We start from the raw sequence: 19073 nt of genomic DNA, 5'->3' as shown, positions 1-19073 counted from the left end.
TGTGATCCGGCGCAGCGATCAGGTGTGCTCCGCCAGCCAGTCGTCGGCCACCGCAGCTGCGTCCTCGCCGGTAGCGACGCGGGTGATCATGTCGGTCAGATCCGACGTGGTGAGCTCACCTGCGATGACGCGGAGGGCGTCGAGCTGAAGCTCGCCGAAGACTGCCTTTCGGAACACAGGGACCACATTCTGTGCGACGAACACCGGACTCTCCATGTCGGAGGACGCTTCCTCCATCGGCGCTCGGTCCGGGGCGTCGGGCACCGTAACCACACCGCTTCCGCTGCTCTCTGCGAGCACGGGCGCAAGGGAGGTCAGTCCCGCGACGGTGTCGACGTCCGACGTCGCGCCGAACGCAGCAGCTGTCGGCGCTCGCTCGACCGATCGTGGTTCGCACCCGAGTTCGGTGAGGGCCTCGAGTCCGCCGGCGGCCTCGAACTCCGGGGTGAGAACGAAGGTGAGGTCGGTGCAGTGACCGGCGAGGTCGGAGATCCGCGAGATGTCCCGTGTCGCGATGAGGTCTGCGCCGGCGGCAAGCACCGCGCGATTCTGAGCCGACGCATAGTCGGCGATCGTCAGCTCGTCCGGGAGCGCACGTGCCAGCGCCTCGAATACGTCTTCCGCGTCCGTGGCGGCGACGCCGGGGTCGTAGTGCCGGAGCAGCAGCCCCGTGTAGTCGGGGACCACCGTCGCGTCATCGGTGTCGAGTGCGGCGAGCGCTGCGTTACGGTCGGCGAGACCGTCGCGGACCTGCACCTCGATACCGGTCGTGCGCAGCACCCCGGCGTAGAGGTGCGCAAGCAATGCGCCGTCCGCACCGTCCCGTGCCGCGACCACGACGGGACCGGACACCTCCGCAGAGTCGAGAACCGGCGATGCGCACCCGGCCGAGAGTGACATCGCGGCCACGACAGCCGCGATCAGCGAGCGGTGCCGCATCCTCTTGATCTTCACGGCGGCCATTGTCGCGCATCCTCGGCAGACGCCGAACGCCCCGGTCCGAACCTTGGTGCGGGTTCGAGCCGGGGCGCACGGAGCGATCACGTCAGTCGGTGACACCCTCTGCCCTCGCAGCGGCCGCAACGGCTTCTGCGACGGCGGGCGCGACACGCGGATCGAGCGGGCTCGGAACGATCTTGTCCACAGCCAATTCATCACCGACGACCGAGAGGATGGCCTCGGCGGCGGCGAGCTTCATGCCCTCGGTGATACGGCGGGCGCCCGCGTCGAGCGCCCCCTTGAACACACCGGGGAAGGCGAGCACGTTGTTGATCTGGTTCGGGAAGTCGCTACGCCCGGTCGCGACGATCGCCACGTGCTTGGAGGCGACGTCAGGGTGGATCTCCGGGTCGGGGTTCGACAGAGCGAAGACGATCGCGTCGTCGGCCATGGTCGCCACGATCTCTTCCGGGACGGTGCCCGCAGAGACGCCGACGAACACATCGGCACCGTCGAGTGCTTCGACGATTCCGCCGTGCCGGCCCGCCGGATTGGTGCGTTCGGCCAGATCGGTCTTCACGCCCGACAGATCGGTGCGCTCGCGCGAGATGATGCCCTTCGAATCGAGCACCGTGACGTCGTCGATTCCTGCAGCGAGCAGGATGTTGGCGCACGCGACACCAGCTGCACCGGCGCCGGAGATGACGACCCTCAGCTTGGTGATGTCGCGGTCCTGCACCTTCACTGCGCCCTTGAGGGCGGCGAGGAGGACGATGGCCGTGCCGTGCTGATCGTCGTGCATGACGGGGCAGTCGAGCGCCTCGATCAGACGCTTCTCGATCTCGAAGCAACGCGGGGCAGAGACGTCCTCGAGGTTGACGGCCCCGAAGCTCGGGCGCAACCGGACGATGGTTTCGACGATTTCGTCGGAATCCTTGGTATCGAGAACCAGCGGTATCGAGTTGAGCCCGGCGAACTTCTTGAACAGCGCAGCCTTGCCCTCCATCACCGGAAGGGAGGCGCGCGGGCCGATGTCGCCGAGTCCGAGAACGGCGGTGCCGTCGGAAACGACAACCACGAGACGGTTGGTCCAGGTGTACCGCTCGGCCAGCGTCGCGTCGGCCGCAATCGCACGACTGACCTGGGCAACGCCCGGAGTGTACGCAATGGACAGGTCGCGCTGGGTGTCCAGCGGCGAGGTGAGCTCGACAGAGAGCTTGCCGTCGACGTGGCTTCCGAAGATCTCGTCGTCCGTCAACGCGAGCTTCTGAGGGGTTTTTGCGTCGGACACAATTGACACGATGACACTCCTGCATGTTCCGAGACCAGTCGGGTCCCGGTTACTGCGAAGTAACTGCAACAGAACATCATTGGTATGCACCGCATGCATCGACCGTGTGTAGTTGCAGCAGCTTCGCCAAGGACGGGTTCGGTGAAGCTTCCGGGCGCGATCACGATTGCCGCTGTACAACGCTGTACGACTTCCGGAGCGTGATGGCGCCGAGGAGGGTGGCCCTGGCGGCGGCCCTGAGTATTCCAACGAGCTCGAACAGGACCTGCCATCTTCTGCCCGAAGCGGGGCGGTAGCACCACCTCGAACCACCCAGAAGTTTGCCACCTTCACAGACCAAACATCAAATCGGTGTTGGTTGCGAAGGTTCTCACCGATTTGCGTGCCCTACCTGTGAGTTTGCAAGCCTGGCGGTCGATTTTCCAGTGATTCCTCAGCGGTTCCTGGGGTTACGTCCGAGCTACCGGCGAGTAGCGCGCAGGTTTTCCGCCCTCAACCCCACCACTGGGTGACCAACAGAATCGATGCAGTGAAAACCACCACAATTGCGGCAAGCACCGAAATCGGCCCCCGCCGACGATCCGCGAACACCTGCGCCACCACCGCGACGACTGCGGCGACGACGTGCGCCACCACGGATTCGGTCCCCGGGCCCGGGAAATCGCCATCCCCTCCGAGATAGTGGGCGCCACACACCACCGCCATGAGGACCAGGACGGCACCCGTCACGATTCCCGAGACGACGCGTGCCGCCCTCACCACGAAACCCGCACGTCCGGAAGCGGCTCCGTAACGAGCACGGTCGTCGTAGTACTCGCCGGAGTAGTACTCGTCCACGTAATACTCGTCTTCGTAATAGTTGCTGTCCCGGTAGATTTCATTCTGATCTGCGTCGTCGCGACGCGGCCCCCACGACCTCATCCCTCGACCACCTCGACGCCGTGCACACGATCGAGCATGTCCTCGAACGCGTCACCATCCGTCGTGAACCGGCCGAGTCCGACCGATTTGTTGTCGCCGTGATAGTCGGACGAACCGGTGACGAACAACCCGAGGTTCGAGGCCATGTCCCTCATCAATCGAGCATCCGCGTCGCTGTGGTCGGGATGATCGGCCTCGACCCCACCGAGACCGACCTCGGCGAGCTCCTCGATCTGGTCCAGCGCAAGCAACCGTCCGCGAGATCGAGCCCGGGCATGGGCGACAACCGAGACGCCGCCGGCTGCCGCCACCATCTTCACCGCTTCGGCCAGCGGCGTGTCGTTCTTGTCGATGTAGTAACGACCCCGCGGCGCCAGCAATTCGGTGAATGCGTCTCCGATCGTCGGCACGACCCCGGCTTCGACGAGCGCCCGCGCCAGATGCGGGCGACCGGCCGCCGGTCCGGCCTGTTCCAGGACACGGTCCGCGTCGATGGGCAATCCGTCTTCTGCCATGCGCTCCGCCATCACACGCAACCGTGACACGCGCTCGCCACGCAATCGCTCGAGTTCGTCGTCGAACACACGATCAGTGGGATCGAACAGATACGCCAGCAGGTGCACTGCGACAGGAGCGCCGTCCTCGCCGCGACCGGTGCACGACATCTCCATGCCCCGGACCAACCGCAGGCCGGAAGGCAGAGCACCGACGGCCTCGTCCCATCCCGCTGTGGTGTCGTGGTCTGTCAGGGCCACCACGTCCAGGCCCGCTGCCGCCGCATTCCGGACGAGACCGGTGGGGGTGTCCGTACCGTCGGAGGCGGCCGAATGGGAGTGAAGATCGATGCGCACCACACAAGTGTGTCAGGTGCAGCGACTACGATGATCGAGCGACCGGACAGCGCCTGGACACGTGCCGAAGGCACCTCGACACGGACGGAAAGGAACCCGTTGCCGAACCGTTCCTACCAAGTGAGCGGGAGTGCTCGCGCGATGCCACGTGTCCGGGACGCCGCATGAGCAAGGACGTACCGACGATCCACGTCCCCGCCGAACGTGCGGTGGTCGACTGCGCGATCTACATCGACGGCAAGCGTCTCCCCGGCCGGTACACGCACGCCGCAGCCCTCGCGGAAGTCCGCCGACGCGGCGAGGGGTTCGTCTGGCTCGGCCTCCATCATCCGGACGAACATCAGATGACGAGCGTGGCCCGGACGTTCGATCTGCACGAACTGATGGTCGAGGACGCAGTGCACGCACATCAGCGTCCGAAACTCGAGCGCTACGACGATCTGCTGTTCCTTGTGCTTCGCACCGTGACCTACGTCGAGCACGAATCGGTGACGACCACCAACGACATCGTCGAGACCGGTGAGATCATGCTGTTCACCGGCCCCGACTTCATCGTCAGCGTGCGTCATGGCGATCACTCGGAGCTGTCCGCAGTGCGTGCCCGCCTCGAAGCCGACCCAGAGCACCTCGGTCTCGGGCCGGCCGTGGTCCTGCACGCGATCGCAGATCACGTCGTCGACACCTACCTCGCGGTCACCACCGCGGTGCAACCGGACGTCGACGATCTCGAGGAATTCGTCTTCACCCCCGACACCAGGATCGCGGTCGAGCAGATCTATCTCCTCAAGCGCGAGATCCTTCAATTGCGTCGCGCCGTGGTGCCCCTCGCGGAGCCGTTGCAGCAACTCATCCGCTCACCCGGCAATCCGATCCCCAAGGACATTCGCCGCTACTTCCGCGACGTCGCTGATCATCACACCACGGTGTCCGATCGCATTGCGACTTTCGACGAAACGCTGAGCACCCTCCTCGACGCGGCAATCGCCAAGGTCACGGTCCAGCAGAACACCGATATGCGCCGCATCTCGGCGTGGGTTGCCATCGCTGCGGTACCCACGATGATCGCGGGCGTCTACGGCATGAACTTCGATCACATGCCGGAGTTGCACTGGGAGTACTCCTACTATGTGGTCGTCGGTGTCATCGCCCTGATCGTGACCGTGTTGTTCGTCCTGTTCCGACGCAACAAGTGGCTGTGAGCGCTGCCCTACTCGAGCGCGTATCCGTCTCGTCCGGTGCGCGCCTCGGCCGGCGCACGGTGCCTACCGTGGCACTCGCGCTCATCGCAATACAGCTGGTAGTCCGCGGAGTTCTCGCGTTCCACGGCGAATTCTATTGGGACGACCTGATTCTGATCGGCCGTGCAGGCACCTACCCGCCGCTGTCGCCGGAAATGCTGAGTTACGACCACGACGGGCATCTGATGCCCGGGGCGTTCGCCGTCGCGTCGCTGGTCACCTGGCTCGCTCCGATGCAATGGTGGCCTGCCGCACTGACTCTCGTCGTGGCCCAGCTGTTGGCGTCACTCGCGGTGTTACGTCTGTTGTGGCTGATTCTCGGACCGCGTCGAGTGTTGTGTGGCCCCTTGCTGTTCTACCTGTTCTCGCCGTTGACGCTGCCCGCGTTCGCATGGTGGGCGGCCGGACTCAACTCACTCCCCATGCAGGCTGCTCTCGCCTGGGTGGCAGGGGACGCCCTGCAACTCGCGCGGACAGGCAGACGACGTCATGCCGTGTCCGGTGTCGTCGTCACCCTCTGTGCCTTGGTGTTCTTCGAGAAGTCGGTCCTCGTACCCTTCGTCGCGTTCGTGACAGTCGCGCTGCTGTATCGCGTGGACGGTGTTCGGCAGCCCGTCCGTGTCGCGTGGCAGCGAGCACGCCCCCTATGGGTCGGATCCGGCGCGGTACTGGTGATCTGGGCCGCGTGGTACACCACCGTCGTCGCATCGCGGTTCGGTGTGCCGCCCGGGTCGATGGTGGCAGGACTGACCCACCACGGCCTGTCGTACGGTCTGGCGCCGTCGCTGCTCGGTGGGCCGTGGCAGTGGGACCGGTGGAATCCGAGTCCGCCGTGGGCCGACCCACCGCTGGTCCTCGTGGTCGCCGCGTGGGTCGCTGTAGCGGGTGCGCTGGTGTGGAGCCTGCGCTGCCGGGCCCGGACCGGCTGGGTGTGGACCGCGACAACCGCGTACGTGTGCGCCTCTCTCGTGGCCATGATCAGCACGCGGTTCGGTCCCGAGACGACATACGAGCTGGCGCAGACCCTGCGCTACTTCGCCGATTCGTCCGTGATCGTCGCGGTGGCGGCCGCGCTCATCCTGCGCGCCCCGCAGCGCAGACCGACGGCGGCGTGGTCGCGTGCGGTCGCCCTCGTCTGCGCGGTCGTGTTCCTCGTGAGCTCGGCATGGTCGACCGTGACATTCGCCCGCAGCTGGACCGACAACCCCACCGGCGAATACCTCGCGGCCGCGAAGGCTGCACTCACCGAACACCCGCAGGATCCGGTCCTCGACCACCCGGTATCGGTGTGGGTCCTGTTGCCCGTCACGTACCCGCACAATCTCGTCGGATCGGTGTTCTCGTCGTTACCCGGACGTTCCCCCATCAGCGACCACACCACCTCGCTCAGCGTCCTCGACGATCGTGGCGCGCTGGTACCCGCCGAACTCATGCCGCTGCGCGGCGTCCTCCCCGGGCACGTGCCCGAGTGCGGACACCGGGTGGCCGACGACGTCGTGACGACGCTCCGCTTGAACGAGCCTGCCGGCGACTGGGAGTGGACCGTCGAGCTGCACTACATGGCCGCCGACGACGGCGCGATCGACCTCGGATTCCCCGGTCGCCCCCGCGTCACCGTGCCCGTCACCGAGGGGCTGGGCTCGGTGTACGTGCGGCTGTCGGGTGGCGGCGCTGCGCTGCAGGTCGAGTCGGCGACACCGGGACTGAACGTATGCATCGGCGGCGGATCGATGGGCGTGGTGGTCCCGAGCTGACCCATCACATGCGCGCGGCGCCACGTTCGGGGTCACGGACGTCGATGCCTGCCTCCGCCCATGCCTCGCGCAGAGCGTCGGCGCCGCGCAGTCGCTTCCACGCAGCTTCGTTCGCCGTGATCGGAACCGCATCGAAGAACCGCACCGGATCGGCAGGCTCGGGCAACTCCAGATCGGGCACGTCGCTCGATTCGAGGAGCACCGCGGTGAACGGCGCACCCTCCCAGAGTGGCTCACCGAGATCGAGGAGCGCGTCGGCGGTGAGTACCACCCCCTCCACGGCTGGAAGCGCCGCCAGCACCGCCAGGCTGCGGTGCACACCGGCCGTGAGACCGTCCGCCCTGCGCAGACTCAAAACGAGTTCGGCGCGCGGACCGCGGTTCGGGTCGGCGATGGTTGCGGTGGGATCGCCCATCGGGTGACGCGAACAACCCAGTGTCGCAAATCGGGTGAGGTCGTCGTGTGCGTGGAGCCGGAGAATCTCGATCGGTTCGAGGCCGAGAAAGGTCACCGACGCCGATTCGGGCGCCGGCCCGGTCGCGTCGGAGAGGTTCGCGGCGAGGTGGGCACGGACTGCGGTGAGAACGGCTTCGGTCACCTCTGCAATCTAACGCGCCGGCGATACCGCATGTCGTGAGCGGTGCGGCCCGCGAGGGATGCTGTGTAGACGCCCCTTGCCTTCTTCGTAGTCTCACGCACCGTGAGGCCACGGACGCCCGAGTTCGGTATTGCTTCGTGCGCCTTTCCTTCGAATGACTCGAGGGTGATGTCGTGGAACCGGGTGACGTCGACGGACCGCTGAAATCGTGTCCGGTCATACCTCAGAGGCCGCTGCACAGGTGGCTACGGGTGGTCGATCGTCGACAGCCGCACCCGACCACTATCGAGATCGATCCATCCGTCGTCTCCCACGGCGATGTCGATTCGGCCGTTCCTCTTGCCGACAATTTCTTCAGTGACATGCCGCTTCGCGGGCGAGAAGAGTTCGTCCATCATCCCCAACATGCCGCCCCCGCGTCGGCGGTGCGAGGCTTGCTCTTGCGCCAGAACACCCATCCCCTTCTCTCCGCCCACAGTGCTGCTTGATCGACTCCGACGAGCACCACGATCGCAGTCACACCGATCAGAAAAACTTCCATCGAACCGGCATCAGAACATGGTCCCCGCGAACGGTGCCAGCGGCCACGCGAACAGTGCCGCGGCGACCCGGAGCGATTCCCGGTCGTGCACCCGGATCCGTCCCGCAGCGGCCAGTTCGTGGCAGCCCACGCCGCCGAGCAACAACGATCCGAGTTCGGCGACACCGACCTCGAGCTGTGCATGCCCGTCCGAGGTCGCCACGCCGTCTGCGGAGATCTCGAACACGCCGTTGTTCTCCGCGAAGACGGGGTCGGTCACCGCGATCCGGACGTTGCCCGCTCCTGCGAACGATCGTGCGCCGAGTGCCCGCGACACATCGAGGATCCGCAACCAGGTTTCATCCGACACCGAACGAACATGTGCCCCACGATGGTCCGTCAGCATCCACGGCAGTGGATCGTCTGCCGGCACCGCGTCGAACACGATCCGGTCGACGAGGTCCAGGCTCAGCAGGAACCGGACGAGTCCCGCGTGGGATTCGGCGGTGGGGGCGAAGAAGTCGCTCACGACGATGGTGCGGTCGCGCCCGCCGAACCACGCCCCGGTGTTCTCAGGGCGGTACCGGATGAAACCGTCCTCGGCACCCGGGCTGCCGTGCACTGCGACATACGTGGGCCCGTTCCCCGACAATGAGCGGAAGCGCTGAGAAGCCCACCAGAACGAGGTGCGTTCGATGCGTCCGGGGCGGTCTGTCGCGTGCTCGGAATAGATGCGCTCCAACAGGTCCCATGAATCGGGAAGCTCAGCGAACCTGACAGGGCCACCGGCTGGCACGCCCGGGTGCAGCACCCCACGGCAGCTCTCCACCTCGAGAGTCGTCGACGTCGACGCGATGCCGTAACCGAATCTCCCGTAGATCGTGGCCTCGGAGGCTCGCAAGCTCGCAACGACGTCGCCGCGATCGTGCGCGTCGCGCAGCTGCCTGCGCACCAGGGAGGTGACGACGCCGCGGCGAGTGTGGGTGGGGAGCACCCCGATGTGGGTGACCCCCGCGTGGGGCACGCGTTCGCCGCCCGGCAGCACCAGAGACCCGGACGTCGCATCGACGGTACCGACGAGCGCTCCATCGATGAATGCGCCGAACGTGCGGCCCACCTCGAGGTAGTCGCCCATGCGACCCTCTGGATAGTCCGGCCCGGAAGGAAGCCCGACCATGGCCGTACGGAACAGTGCCATCGCGTGCCTCAACTCCTCCTCGGATTCGAGGGCTCGGATCTCGGCGTCACGGTGTTCGCTCATACGCCCGAGACTAGAGAGAGCTTCCACACTTGTCTCTACGCGGAGTCTGCAGTGAACCGCACGTCGTAATGGTCTGCGTCCGGGGCAGCGAACTTCACCAGCTTCATTCCTTCGGTCTCGATTGCCGACCGGTTCGATGCCGTCAGCGAACGCCAGGGCGTCACTTCCACTACCGAGGACCCGCTGCCCGTGGTCAGGCTCGCAATTCCGGCGACCCGGCCACCGACGAGTACCAACGGCGCGATCATCCCGTTCTTCGTCATCGTGCGCCGACGATCGTCGTCCGAGATGAACCGCCGGCGATCGGCGTGCGAGAGCAGCGCGTTGTCGAAAGGAGCGAGGATCCGCACCGGCGCGGGAGTCGACGAGGCAGGGCGAGGGGCGTCGGGCAGGTCGAACAGTTCTACTCCACGCTCATCGCGGAATGTCGCGAGTTGTGGGCGCAGCCGCTCGACGACCTCCGACAGCCGGGTCAGGCCACACCATGCCTGCACATCGCGGACACTCGCGGGACCGAACGCCGCGAGGTAACGCAGGATGAGCCGATCGGGGCCCGGAAGGTCCGATTCCGGCGGGCCTGCCCACACGTCGAGGGGTGCGAGTCGAGGCGGGCCCGAACGCCCCCACAGCCCGCGAGGCGTGACCTGTACCAGCGGAAGCAGGCCCCGCACACCGTGTGCGAGCGCCGCGGGGTCCTGATCGGGGAAGTGTTCGGCGAGCAGGGGCCGCAGCTCGGCCTGAGTCCGCGGAGTGTCGGACAGGAGATCCCGGCCGACAGACGCGAGCGCCCTCCGATCGACACCGTGCAGGCCTGCGCGGTGGAGCGTGTTGGTGTCGAGGTCCTTGTCGAGCAGCGGTTGCACCCACCGACGCAGTGCATGGGCGTCGGCCGCGGAGACCGCGAACACGGTGCCCCGCATCAGCACGATCCGCACCACCGCTCGGGACTCGAGGAGGGCCGACAGCGACTCGGGACGGAAACCGCGCAGCCGGGTCCAGAGTGCGTAGTAGGGCGGCATCGGTGCCTGTGCCTGCAGGCCAAGCAGGTGTTCGATCATGGTCCGCGGATCCATGTCGCTGCGGCGCAGCAGATGCTGCCGGGCAAGCGTCGCACGGCCCAGCGCACGATCGGTCAGGATGCCGGTGGTCACAGTGCAGCTTGACACACCCGACCGACACGAGCCGGTGTGTCGGGGGTGGACAGGATAGACACAGGTAGGTTTCCTTCGTGCAAGCGGAATGGGACATCGAAGCTCCCGGCGTACTGCAGCTACCGTCAGGGAGGCGCGTACGCGGGCGCGCTCTGCGCGGTCCGCTGCCCGACGGCCCGCTACCGGAGTTCGGTGTGTACCTCCAGGGGCGTCCGCTGGTCGCCCTCGATTGGGATTCCCGTTGGGTTCGCTGGTCCGACTTCCGAGTGCCGTCCGACCCGCAGGACGCGTACGACGCTTTGTACGAGACGTGGGTGCGCGCAGGACGGCAGCGGGTGGAGGTGGCCTGCACCGGTGGGCGCGGACGCACCGGCACCGCGCTCGCCTGCCTCGCGATACTCGACGGTATCCGAGCGAGGGACGCAGTCGCCTTCGTCCGGCGCCACTATCACCCTCGCGCGGTCGAAACCCCGTGGCAGCGCCGGTTCGTCACTCGGTTCCGTTCACTGGGATGAGCGGCGTCGCTTCACACGGACCACTTCGGCTTCGGCTGCAGATGCCTCACGCTCGGCAGTCGTGACTTCCTTTTTGGCCGCCGCGACCGCGCGACGCGCGAACTTGCGCTGTTCTTCGGCGCGGATCAGCTGCTCTTGCAGTGCGTCGACCTCCGCCTCATGGCGGGCGAGCTCCTGCTCCGCCTCTGTCGCAGCAGCGCGCGCTCGCCGGGCCGCGCGGCGGGCGTCCTCGGCCGCGGTGGTGGCCTCGTCCAGTTCGGCTCGCTCTGCGGTGCGCTCGACTCGTGTGGTGGTGTGCTCGGGAACCACACTCAGCTGCGCCGGCGACAGGTTTTCGAAGCCACCCAGCTCACCGAGGCCACTCGGCTCGATGATCGCGTCGAGCCGCCCTGCCCGCACACGGTCGGCGATCGCCGGGTCTGCAAGCGCGGCATTGAGGGTCTGCGTCACCTCCCTCAGTGTGTTCTCGCCGGCCTTCCTCCCCCGTTCGGAGGCGAGTTCGGCGACGTCCCGTTCGAGCGCGGAGATGACCTGCCGTCGCTGCGCCGACAGCCTGCGCAGATCCTGGCCGGACAGTGTTCGCTGCGCGGTACGCAAGGCGTCGCCGAGGTCGAGGAGGACATCGAGTTCGTCGGCCCGCTCGCGTGCCAGCAGGTTCACGAGCCACGCCGCAACAGTCGGTTTGCGGAGCCGGCCTATCGCTGCGGTGAGCTCGCGATCACCCGACTCCCGTGCCTGCGCGACATACTCGGTGCGCGCCGCGATGAACTCCCTGGGATCGAGTCCGTACAGGGAGTCCGCTGCCGAGTCTAGCGTAGGCATGTGACCGAGAGTAGTGGCCGATCACCCCTCAGGCACAGGGACACCCGATCCTCGAAGCAGATGATGCGCGGGCAGCATCATCGTCAAAAGGGCGACCACACACACGACCGAGACCGTCGCGAGCACGGGCCACAGCGGCCCCTGCGGCCAGGGTCGGCCGACGAAACCGATGGCCACCACCGTCATCGGAACCAGCGAGATCACCAGTCCGGTGACGACGGCACCGAGACAGACGAACAGACCTTCCGTCCCCGCCATTGCCAGGAGCTGGCGAGGGGTTGCACCGACGGCCCGCAGCAGCTGCCATTCCCGGCGTCGTCGCAGGGTGGTCACGACGAGGCGGTTGGCTACGTCGATGAGTACGTAGCCCATCAGGACGACGGAAAGCGCGACGCTCAGCGGCCGCGTGGGATCCTGGGACACCGCCCCCGCGGCAGTCGTACGGGTCTCCTCGATCCGCAGTCCGGGTGATCCCGCGACCAGATCCGCGAGCTCGGTTGCGACGCTTGCTTCGTCACCGTTGACGAACACGGCGTCGTATGGGCCTGTCGCCGCCTGTGGGAGCAGGTCCAGTGGCATCACGACGGTGCCGAAACCGACGCCGCGGGAATAGGTCGCGACCACTGTCGGTTCCACAGCGGCCCCATCCGAGAGGATCAGCGGCAGTGTGTCGCCGACGTCGATCCCCGCCATCCGGGAGGTCGCGGAATCCACCGCAACAGAGGCTCCATTGAGCCGGGACAGGTCGCCGTCGACGATCCCGAGATCGAGCACACCGTCGAAGCCGGAACCGACGGCGGACACAGGGTAGGACTCGGCGCGTGTCCGGTCATCGCTCTGGAAGCGTCGTGTCACGGTTGAGCGGATCACGGGAACAGCCGCCGTGACGGAGGGTGCCGCCTCGATTGTGTCGAGCGCCTCCGCGGACACACCCCCGACCTCGGGCGCGGATACCAGCAGATCCGCAAAGGTGCCTTCCTCGACCTCATGATCGATCGTCGCGCTCATGGTCGACTCCGCAAAGAGCTGCGTGGTCGACAACCCGATGGCGAGCGCGAGAACGCTGATGGCACCCCCGGTCCGCACAGCGCGACTTCCCGAATTACGCACAGCCAGCCAGGAACTCGGCGGACTCGCCCGAGAGGCAAGCCACTCACAGCTGCGGGTGACCGCGGCAGGAGCGACCAGCGACACGCCGATGATCGCCAGGAGTGTTCCCGATGCCGCACCGATCAGAGCGGCCTCGCCGCGGGTCACGAGAGGGATGACGGTGGAGGTGGCCGACAGTGCGATGACGACGAACCCCACCCCGGTCCGGATCGGACTCGCGCTGGCCGGTTCGGTCTCGGTCGCGGTGATCGCGTCGACACCAGACATACGGGAGATCCGAAACGACCCGGCGCACGCCGCCACCTGGACGAGACCGAGCGTCAAAAGCCCGGTTCCCAGCGCGGGGACCGGACTCCAGCTGAGCGACTGACCTGGAACGAGCAATCCCATGGCCACGAGTGGTCCGGTGGCCGCTGCGGAGAGCAGGCTGCCCGCCGTGATGCCCACGAGTACACCGCCGAGCGCACCGCGGGTGGTCCGTCGTGCCGTCATCGACCGGATCTGTTTCGGAGTGGCGCCCACAGCGCGTAACAGCGCCAGTTCACGGGCGCGGTTGGCGACCCCGACCGAAACCGCACCGGCAGTGATGAATCCGACCAGGGTCACCAGAACTCCGGCGACGGACGTGGACGCGGCCAGCAATGTAGCGGAGGCGGCCGCTGCAGCGGGGCGTTCGAGCCGGCCGATACCGTCCCCGGTCGCGACCACGAGATTCCGGTCCGCGACCGTCTTTTCGATCCGCTCGCGGACGGCCGAACTGTCGACGTCGGCGTCGAACTCGACGGAGAGCAGGTCGACGGTGTCTCGGGACCGGTGCGAAAGGTCGCGGGCCAGGGTGTCACCGACGAAGATCCCGCCACCGTCGAGATCCGCGATTCCCGTCACCAGCATGTCCCGCGGTTGCCCGCGCAGTATGAGCTGCACTGGATCCCCTACGGAGACACCGGCCAAGGCTGCCAGGTCGGTGGCGAGGACGACGTCGTCGGGACCGGCCGGTGGTGCGCCGGTCACGTCGACCGACCCCAATAAGGAGCCCCACCCGTGCCCGTTGTGCCGTACCGACCCGCCGGGCACCACCCCGCCCTCGCCATCCGGCAGTGCGGCGGGGAAGGTGAAGTCGGCCGCAGCAGCGCGCACACCCGCGATCTCCGAGACCGTACGGACCAGCTCCATCGGAACTCCGACGGGGTCGGGCAGTGCAAGGTCGAAGTCCTCGTCCCGCGTGACGATCTGGTCCCCGCCGATCACCACATCCACTCCGGCGAACCGTTGCGCAGGTACGGGTGAGCGCAGACCGGTCTCGGCCAGTACCGAGCAGAGGGTCACCAAGGCCGCGCCGACCGTCACCGCACAAGTCACCGCGATCGCTTCGCCGGCCCTGCCTGGCAATCGCACCGTCACCCGATCCTCCCGCCCAGTACGCGGGTCAACTCGGCGGCGTCGGGTGCACTCAGTACCTGCTCGATGCGGCCGTCTTCCATCACCACCGCGTCGTGAGCTCTGGCCGCGGCCGCGGGGTCGTGCGTGACCATGACGACGGTCTGTCCCAGGTCCCGCACGAGATCGGTGAGGAGAGACAGGATTCGGTCGCCGGTGGCAGGGTCGAGCGCCCCGGTCGGTTCGTCGGCGAAGATCACGTCGGGACGGGTCGCGAGTGCACGGGCCACCGCGACACGCTGTTGCTGCCCACCGGACAGTTCGCCGGGCTTGCGAGAGAGGACGTCGCCCAGGCCCACCCGGTCGACCACCTCCCCCAGCCACGTTCCGTCGCCGGGTGTCTGGGCCAGACGCAGCGGCAGGGTGATGTTCTCTTCGACGGTGAGGGACGGGATCAAGTTGTAGGCCTGGAAGACGAATCCCACTCGTTCCCGCCTGATCCGGGTGCGGGCGGTCTCGCGCAACGTGCTGACCAACGTGTCGCCGATCCACACGCGCCCTCGTGTCGGGGTGTCCAGCCCTGCGGCGCAGTGCAGCAACGTGCTCTTGCCTGATCCGGACCGGCCTACGACCGCGAGGAACGCGCCGCGCGGAACGGTCAGTGTCACGTCGTCGAGGGCGGGCGCTCCGCCCACGCGACGGTACATCTTGGTGACGCCCTCGAACCGCACTGCAGCCGTCACCGGCGACGCATCGTGCTCGTGCGCCGCGGCTGCAGGTGCTGCAGCCGTGTTCACGAGCGCCGCCGCCCCATGTAGCGCATCACCAGCAGAACCAGGCAGACGACGCCGGGAACACCGAACATCAGCGAGAGCAGGACATTGTCCGGCTCGGTGATCGAGACCACCGCGTTCAGCCCGACGAAGACCGCGAGCATGGCCCACAGCATCCCGACCACCCGGTCGGGATGCTCCCCGCGGGGCAACGCACCACCTGTCGTGTCCGGTTCTCCACGGTTCGGTCGGATTCGGTAGGGATCGTCCACGATGTCTCCTTCACGCCGCTGTTTCGAGGCCGCTGTTTCGAGGCCGTCGTTCCACTGGGCTCGACGCTATGAGCGGTCGCGACGTCCCGACATCCCGGCGCCTACCGGCTTCCGGTACGGCAGGCTGTACCTTTTCCGCCGACAGTGCACACGCATGGACCTCGCACGCGGAGGCGACATAGTGTCGTCGCACAACCACAACCTCCGCTGCTGGAGAGTCCGAGGAGAACCTGTGCCCGTCGGTGATGCCGTTCGACGAACCGCGCCGCGCGAGAAAGCGGTTGCAGCGGTGAGGAATGCAGCCCACGCGACCAAATGGCTGGTACTCGGGGCCGGCACTGCTGTGCTGGCACTCTTCGGGGTGAGTGCGCTGATCGTGGTGGGGCTGCTCTGCCTGGTGGGTATCGGAGTGGTTCTGCTCGGACCGGTGCTGACCGTCGTCCGGTCGATCGCGGATCTGGAACGGCGACGACTGAGTGCGCTCGGCCATCCCATGCGTTCGCCGTACTCCCACATTCCCACAGAATCGCGAGAGGCCTGGCGGTTCCTGCGCTCCGATCCCGGACCTCGACGAGACATCGCATGGATGTGCATCCACGCGACGTTCGGACTCGTCGTCGGCCTGCTGCCGTTGGAACTGCTCTCGAATGCGGTGGAGGAGCTCAGTGCTCCGCTGTGGTGGAGTTCGGTGCCGTCAGGCGGCGCGACCATCCTCGGTGGCTTCGTCACCGTCGACTCGTGGGCCGGTGCGCGCTGGGCACTCGTCACCGGTCTCTGCTGGGCGATCCTGTGGTTCGCGTTGCCTCCGCTGCTTCTCCGGGCACAGGTTGCCCCCGGCATCCGGTTGCTGGCCCCGCACCCGGACGTCGACCTGTCCGCACGCGTCGCGGCGCTCACCGCAACACGAGCGGCTGCCCTCGACGCGCATGCCGTGGAGTTGCGCCGGATCGAGCGGGCGCTGCACGACGGCGCTCAGAATCGGCTCGTGACCGTCGCCGTACTCACCGGCGCAGCCCGCCAGGCGCTGGCCCGCGACCCGTCCACCGCAGACCCTCTGCTCGAGCGCGCTCAACAGAGCGTCGAGGCGGCCTTGGCGGAGCTGCGCTCGGTGGTGCGCAGCATCCTGCCGCCGGTCCTCGAATCCGATGGCCTGTCGGGAGCCTTGTCGGCGCTGGCAGCGCAGTGCCCGGTGGAGACCCGGGTCGACGCACGCGTGATATCGCGATGTCCTGTGGCCCTCGAAGCCATCGCCTATTACACAGTGGCCGAGGCGCTCACCAATGTCACCCGCCACAGTGGGGCACGGCGAGCGGAGGTGCGAGTGCGGCAGCGAGGCGACGAACTCGTGATCGAGGTGGAAGACGACGGTTCCGGCGGTGCTGTCATCGGGCACGGATCCGGGCTGGCCGGAATCCGGGGACGCATCGAGGCCCACGACGGGGCGATGCGGGTGCACAGTCCGGCCGGCGGGCCGACGATCGTGGAAGCGGTGATCCCGTGCGGATAGTGGTTGCCGAAGACGACGCGTTGCTGAGGGAAGGGCTCGTGCTGTTGCTGCGCGGCGAGGGGCTGGACGTCGTTACGGCGGTGGGCGATCCCGAGGCACTCCTCTACGCCGTCGAAGAGCACCGCCCGGACGTCGCGATCGTCGACGTCCGGATGCCGCCGACCCACACCGATGAGGGGATCCGGGCAGCCGTCGCGGCCCGGGCGGCCCATCCCGATCTCGCGGTTCTGGTGCTTTCGGCCTACGTGGAGCAGAGTTTCGCCACCGAACTGCTTGCGGGCGGAGCCGACCGCACCGGATACCTGCTCAAAGAACGCGTCGGGCGGGTCGGCACGTTCATGGAGGCGCTGCACCGAGTTGCCCGCGGTGGCACTGCGATCGATCCCGAAGTAGTGGCGCAGCTCTTTGCGCGGCAACGCGCGGCCGACCGACTCTCCGACCTGACCACGCGAGAACGGGAAGTACTGGCCGTGATGGCCGAAGGACTGGGCAACGGTGCGATAGCGACACGGCTGTTCATCACGGAAAATGCTGTCCACAAGCACATTCGGAACATCTTCGCCAAACTCGGCCTGTATGCCGGCGACGACTCCGACCGGCGAGTCGTCGCCGTGCTCCGGCATCTCGAAGCGACCGGCAGGCCCGGCTGAAGTGTGCGGGCGCGCCTACAAGGCCAGCTTCGCGAGCAGGTCGCGTGCCGTCTCTGCACTACGCGGCTCGCACAGCACGTCGTAGCGTCCCGCGACCAGCTGCATCGTCGACGAGAAGTCGCGCTGCCCTCGCGTTGCTGCGTACGGGATCGTCGCCGAGATCAACCCGAAGATGATGCCGCCGACGAGACCCACGAGCAGCGGCCCCAGGAAGTCGGTGGAGAAGATCCCGAGCAGCAGACCGAAGAACAGGCCGAGCCACGCACCGGAGACGATGCCGCCGCCGATCACCTTGGCCCACGTCAGCCGACCCGTGACGCGCTCGACCTGCATCAGGTCGACGCCGACGATCGTGACGTCCTCGACCGAGAAGTTCTGATCGGACAGGTGGTCGACGGCGCGCTGCGCTTCTGCGTATGTCGAGTACGAACCGACAGGCCATCCGCTCGGCGGTTCCGGCAGTCCCGGCGCCTGACGTCCGGGCCCCATGGGATTCGTCATTCTGGCTCCTTCTCGTTGCAGTCCGTGTCCATTCTGCCGGGATCCGCCTACTTCGGCGGCTCGAACGAGGTGGTCCGGGTCATCCCCGCGGCACGGCCCTTCGCCGAGATGACGAGGGCCATCTTCCGGCTCGCTTCGTCGATCATCTCGTCACCGAGCATCGCGGCGCCGCGCGCGCCGCCCGCTGCGGAGGTGTGCCACTCGTAGGCGTCGAGAATCATCTCCGCCTTGTCGTAGTCCTCCTGCCGCGGGCTGAACACCTCGTTGGCAGCATCGATCTGGCTGGGGTGCAGCACCCACTTGCCGTCGAATCCGAGCGCTGCCGAGCGCTGCGCCGATCGGCGGAACGCCTCGACGTCGCGAATCTGCAGGTACGGTCCGTCGATAGCCTGAAGTCCGTGTGCCCGCGCGGCCATCAGGATCGTCATGAGGATGTGGTGGTAAGCGTCACCGCGGTCGTAGCCCTCGGGCTGTTCGCCCACGACGAGAGTGCGCATGTTGATGCTCGCCATGAAGTCGGCGGGGCCGAACACGAGGGTCTGCACGCGAGGACTGGCCGTCGCGATCTCGTTGATGTTCGTCAGCCCCAGCGCATCCTCGATCTGCGGTTCGATCCCGATCCGCCCGACCTCGAGTCCGTGTGCCTTCTCCACCTGGGTGAGCAGCAGATCGAGCGCCTTCACGTGGCTCGCGTCCGGCACCTTGGGCAGCAGGATCGCGTCGAGATGCGCGCCCGCGCCACCGACGACGGTGGACACATCGAGGTAGGTGGCGTCGGTCGTCCAGTCGTTGACACGTACGACTTTGAGCTGGTCACCCCAACCGTCTTCGTTCAGCGCTTCGACAATGGTCGTGCGCGCCTGTTCCTTGGCGAGCGGCGATACGGCGTCCTCGAGATCGAGGAAGAGCGCGTCGGCAGGCAACCCCTTGGCCTTGTCGATCATCTTCCGGCTGCTGCCCGGAACCGCAAGTACTGACCGTCGGGGCCTGAATGAGAACGACATGGGGTGACCGAGCCTCCG

Annotated in this window: 19 protein-coding genes; 5 read left to right on the top strand and 14 right to left on the bottom strand. The window is 67.1% G+C overall.

The genetic code is table 11. The features are described from left to right. Positions 1-18 precede the first annotated feature (18 nt). The 4 genes from ACSYG9_RS17790 to ACSYG9_RS17775 form a co-directional block, all read right to left on the bottom strand. The gene (locus ACSYG9_RS17790; RefSeq protein ID WP_454839357.1) at positions 19-963 is read right to left on the bottom strand and encodes a glycine betaine ABC transporter substrate-binding protein; all 945 of its coding nucleotides are present in this window, start codon (positions 961-963) and stop codon (positions 19-21) included. Between the two features lie 82 nt (positions 964-1045). Beyond that, complete coding sequence (locus ACSYG9_RS17785) at positions 1046-2239, bottom strand: malic enzyme-like NAD(P)-binding protein (protein ID WP_440123782.1); 1194 nt, start codon at positions 2237-2239, stop codon at positions 1046-1048. Between the two features lie 483 nt (positions 2240-2722). Continuing rightward, entirely contained in the window at positions 2723-3151 is a 429-nt protein-coding gene (locus ACSYG9_RS17780) for a hypothetical protein (RefSeq protein ID WP_440123781.1), read from the bottom strand. Next, positions 3148-4002 (bottom strand): PHP domain-containing protein, encoded by an 855-nt coding sequence (locus tag ACSYG9_RS17775; RefSeq protein WP_440123780.1) that lies wholly within the window; start codon positions 4000-4002, stop codon positions 3148-3150. Before ACSYG9_RS17775 ends, ACSYG9_RS17780 begins: the two co-directional genes overlap by 4 nt. Positions 4003-4166: 164 nt before the next feature. Here ACSYG9_RS17775 and ACSYG9_RS17770 point away from each other — a divergent pair, with 164 nt between their 5' ends. Next, entirely contained in the window at positions 4167-5201 is a 1035-nt protein-coding gene (locus ACSYG9_RS17770) for a magnesium and cobalt transport protein CorA (RefSeq protein ID WP_454839355.1), read from the top strand. After that, a complete protein-coding gene (locus ACSYG9_RS17765) occupies positions 5192-6994 on the top strand; it encodes a hypothetical protein (RefSeq protein WP_454839353.1) in 1803 nt (600 codons plus the stop codon). The genes ACSYG9_RS17770 and ACSYG9_RS17765 overlap by 10 nt, the downstream gene beginning before the upstream one ends. A 4-nt stretch (positions 6995-6998) precedes the next feature. Here ACSYG9_RS17765 and ACSYG9_RS17760 read toward each other — a convergent pair whose 3' ends face one another. The 4 genes from ACSYG9_RS17760 to ACSYG9_RS17745 all read right to left on the bottom strand — a co-directional run bounded on the left by ACSYG9_RS17760 (position 6999) and on the right by ACSYG9_RS17745 (position 10524). Further along, positions 6999-7592 (bottom strand): suppressor of fused domain protein, encoded by a 594-nt coding sequence (locus tag ACSYG9_RS17760; RefSeq protein ID WP_454839352.1) that lies wholly within the window; start codon positions 7590-7592, stop codon positions 6999-7001. A 245-nt stretch (positions 7593-7837) separates the two neighbouring features. Next, a complete protein-coding gene (locus ACSYG9_RS17755) occupies positions 7838-8050 on the bottom strand; it encodes a hypothetical protein (RefSeq protein ID WP_454839350.1) in 213 nt (70 codons plus the stop codon). Between the two features lie 93 nt (positions 8051-8143). Further along, the gene (locus ACSYG9_RS17750) at positions 8144-9373 is read right to left on the bottom strand and encodes a GNAT family N-acetyltransferase (protein ID WP_454839349.1); all 1230 of its coding nucleotides are present in this window, start codon (positions 9371-9373) and stop codon (positions 8144-8146) included. A 35-nt stretch (positions 9374-9408) separates the two neighbouring features. After that, positions 9409-10524: a winged helix DNA-binding domain-containing protein gene (locus tag ACSYG9_RS17745; protein WP_454839348.1), complete on the bottom strand. Its 1116-nt coding sequence runs from the start codon at positions 10522-10524 to the stop codon at positions 9409-9411. A 77-nt stretch (positions 10525-10601) separates the two neighbouring features. Between ACSYG9_RS17745 and ACSYG9_RS17740 the strand changes: the two genes are divergently transcribed. Next, entirely contained in the window at positions 10602-11039 is a 438-nt protein-coding gene (locus ACSYG9_RS17740; protein ID WP_440123773.1) for a protein-tyrosine phosphatase family protein, read from the top strand. Here ACSYG9_RS17740 and ACSYG9_RS17735 read toward each other — a convergent pair. The 4 genes from ACSYG9_RS17735 to ACSYG9_RS17720 are packed head-to-tail and all read right to left on the bottom strand — an operon-like array spanning position 11028 to position 15393. After that, positions 11028-11861, bottom strand: a complete 834-nt coding sequence (locus tag ACSYG9_RS17735) for a hypothetical protein (protein ID WP_440123772.1) — start codon at positions 11859-11861, stop codon at positions 11028-11030. The two genes, ACSYG9_RS17740 and ACSYG9_RS17735, sit on opposite strands and share 12 nt — an antisense overlap. 21 nt (positions 11862-11882) lie before the next feature. Continuing rightward, positions 11883-14372 carry an FtsX-like permease family protein gene (locus ACSYG9_RS17730; protein ID WP_454839347.1) on the bottom strand — a complete coding sequence of 830 codons (2490 nt, stop codon included), beginning with the start codon at positions 14370-14372 and terminating at the stop codon, positions 11883-11885. Continuing rightward, positions 14369-15145 (bottom strand): ABC transporter ATP-binding protein, encoded by a 777-nt coding sequence (locus ACSYG9_RS17725; protein WP_454839345.1) that lies wholly within the window; start codon positions 15143-15145, stop codon positions 14369-14371. The genes ACSYG9_RS17730 and ACSYG9_RS17725 overlap by 4 nt, the downstream gene beginning before the upstream one ends. Next, positions 15142-15393, bottom strand: coding sequence for a hypothetical protein (locus ACSYG9_RS17720; RefSeq protein WP_440123769.1), 252 nt, complete (start codon positions 15391-15393; stop codon positions 15142-15144). Before ACSYG9_RS17720 ends, ACSYG9_RS17725 begins: the two co-directional genes overlap by 4 nt. Before the next feature lie 232 nt (positions 15394-15625). On the opposite strand from ACSYG9_RS17720, the gene ACSYG9_RS17715 reads away from it, so the two are divergent. Both ACSYG9_RS17715 and ACSYG9_RS17710 read left to right on the top strand, forming a co-directional pair. Continuing rightward, positions 15626-16900, top strand: a complete 1275-nt coding sequence (locus tag ACSYG9_RS17715) for a sensor histidine kinase (RefSeq protein WP_454839343.1) — start codon at positions 15626-15628, stop codon at positions 16898-16900. Beyond that, positions 16891-17550, top strand: a complete 660-nt coding sequence (locus ACSYG9_RS17710) for a response regulator (RefSeq protein ID WP_440123767.1) — start codon at positions 16891-16893, stop codon at positions 17548-17550. The genes ACSYG9_RS17715 and ACSYG9_RS17710 overlap by 10 nt, the downstream gene beginning before the upstream one ends. Positions 17551-17565: 15 nt before the next feature. Here the strand turns inward: ACSYG9_RS17710 and ACSYG9_RS17705 are convergent, their stop codons facing one another. Then, positions 17566-18051 (bottom strand): general stress protein, encoded by a 486-nt coding sequence (locus tag ACSYG9_RS17705; RefSeq protein WP_440123766.1) that lies wholly within the window; start codon positions 18049-18051, stop codon positions 17566-17568. 47 nt (positions 18052-18098) lie between these two features. Continuing rightward, on the bottom strand, positions 18099-19055 hold the full coding sequence (locus tag ACSYG9_RS17700) for an aldolase/citrate lyase family protein (protein ID WP_440123765.1): 957 nt from the start codon (positions 19053-19055) through the stop codon (positions 18099-18101). Positions 19056-19073 lie beyond the last annotated feature (18 nt).

The sequence above is a fragment of the Rhodococcus sp. SJ-2 genome, from assembly GCF_053750035.1.
The sequence above is the reverse complement of the archived record's forward strand: the minus strand, read 5'-3'. Positions and strand labels throughout refer to the sequence as shown.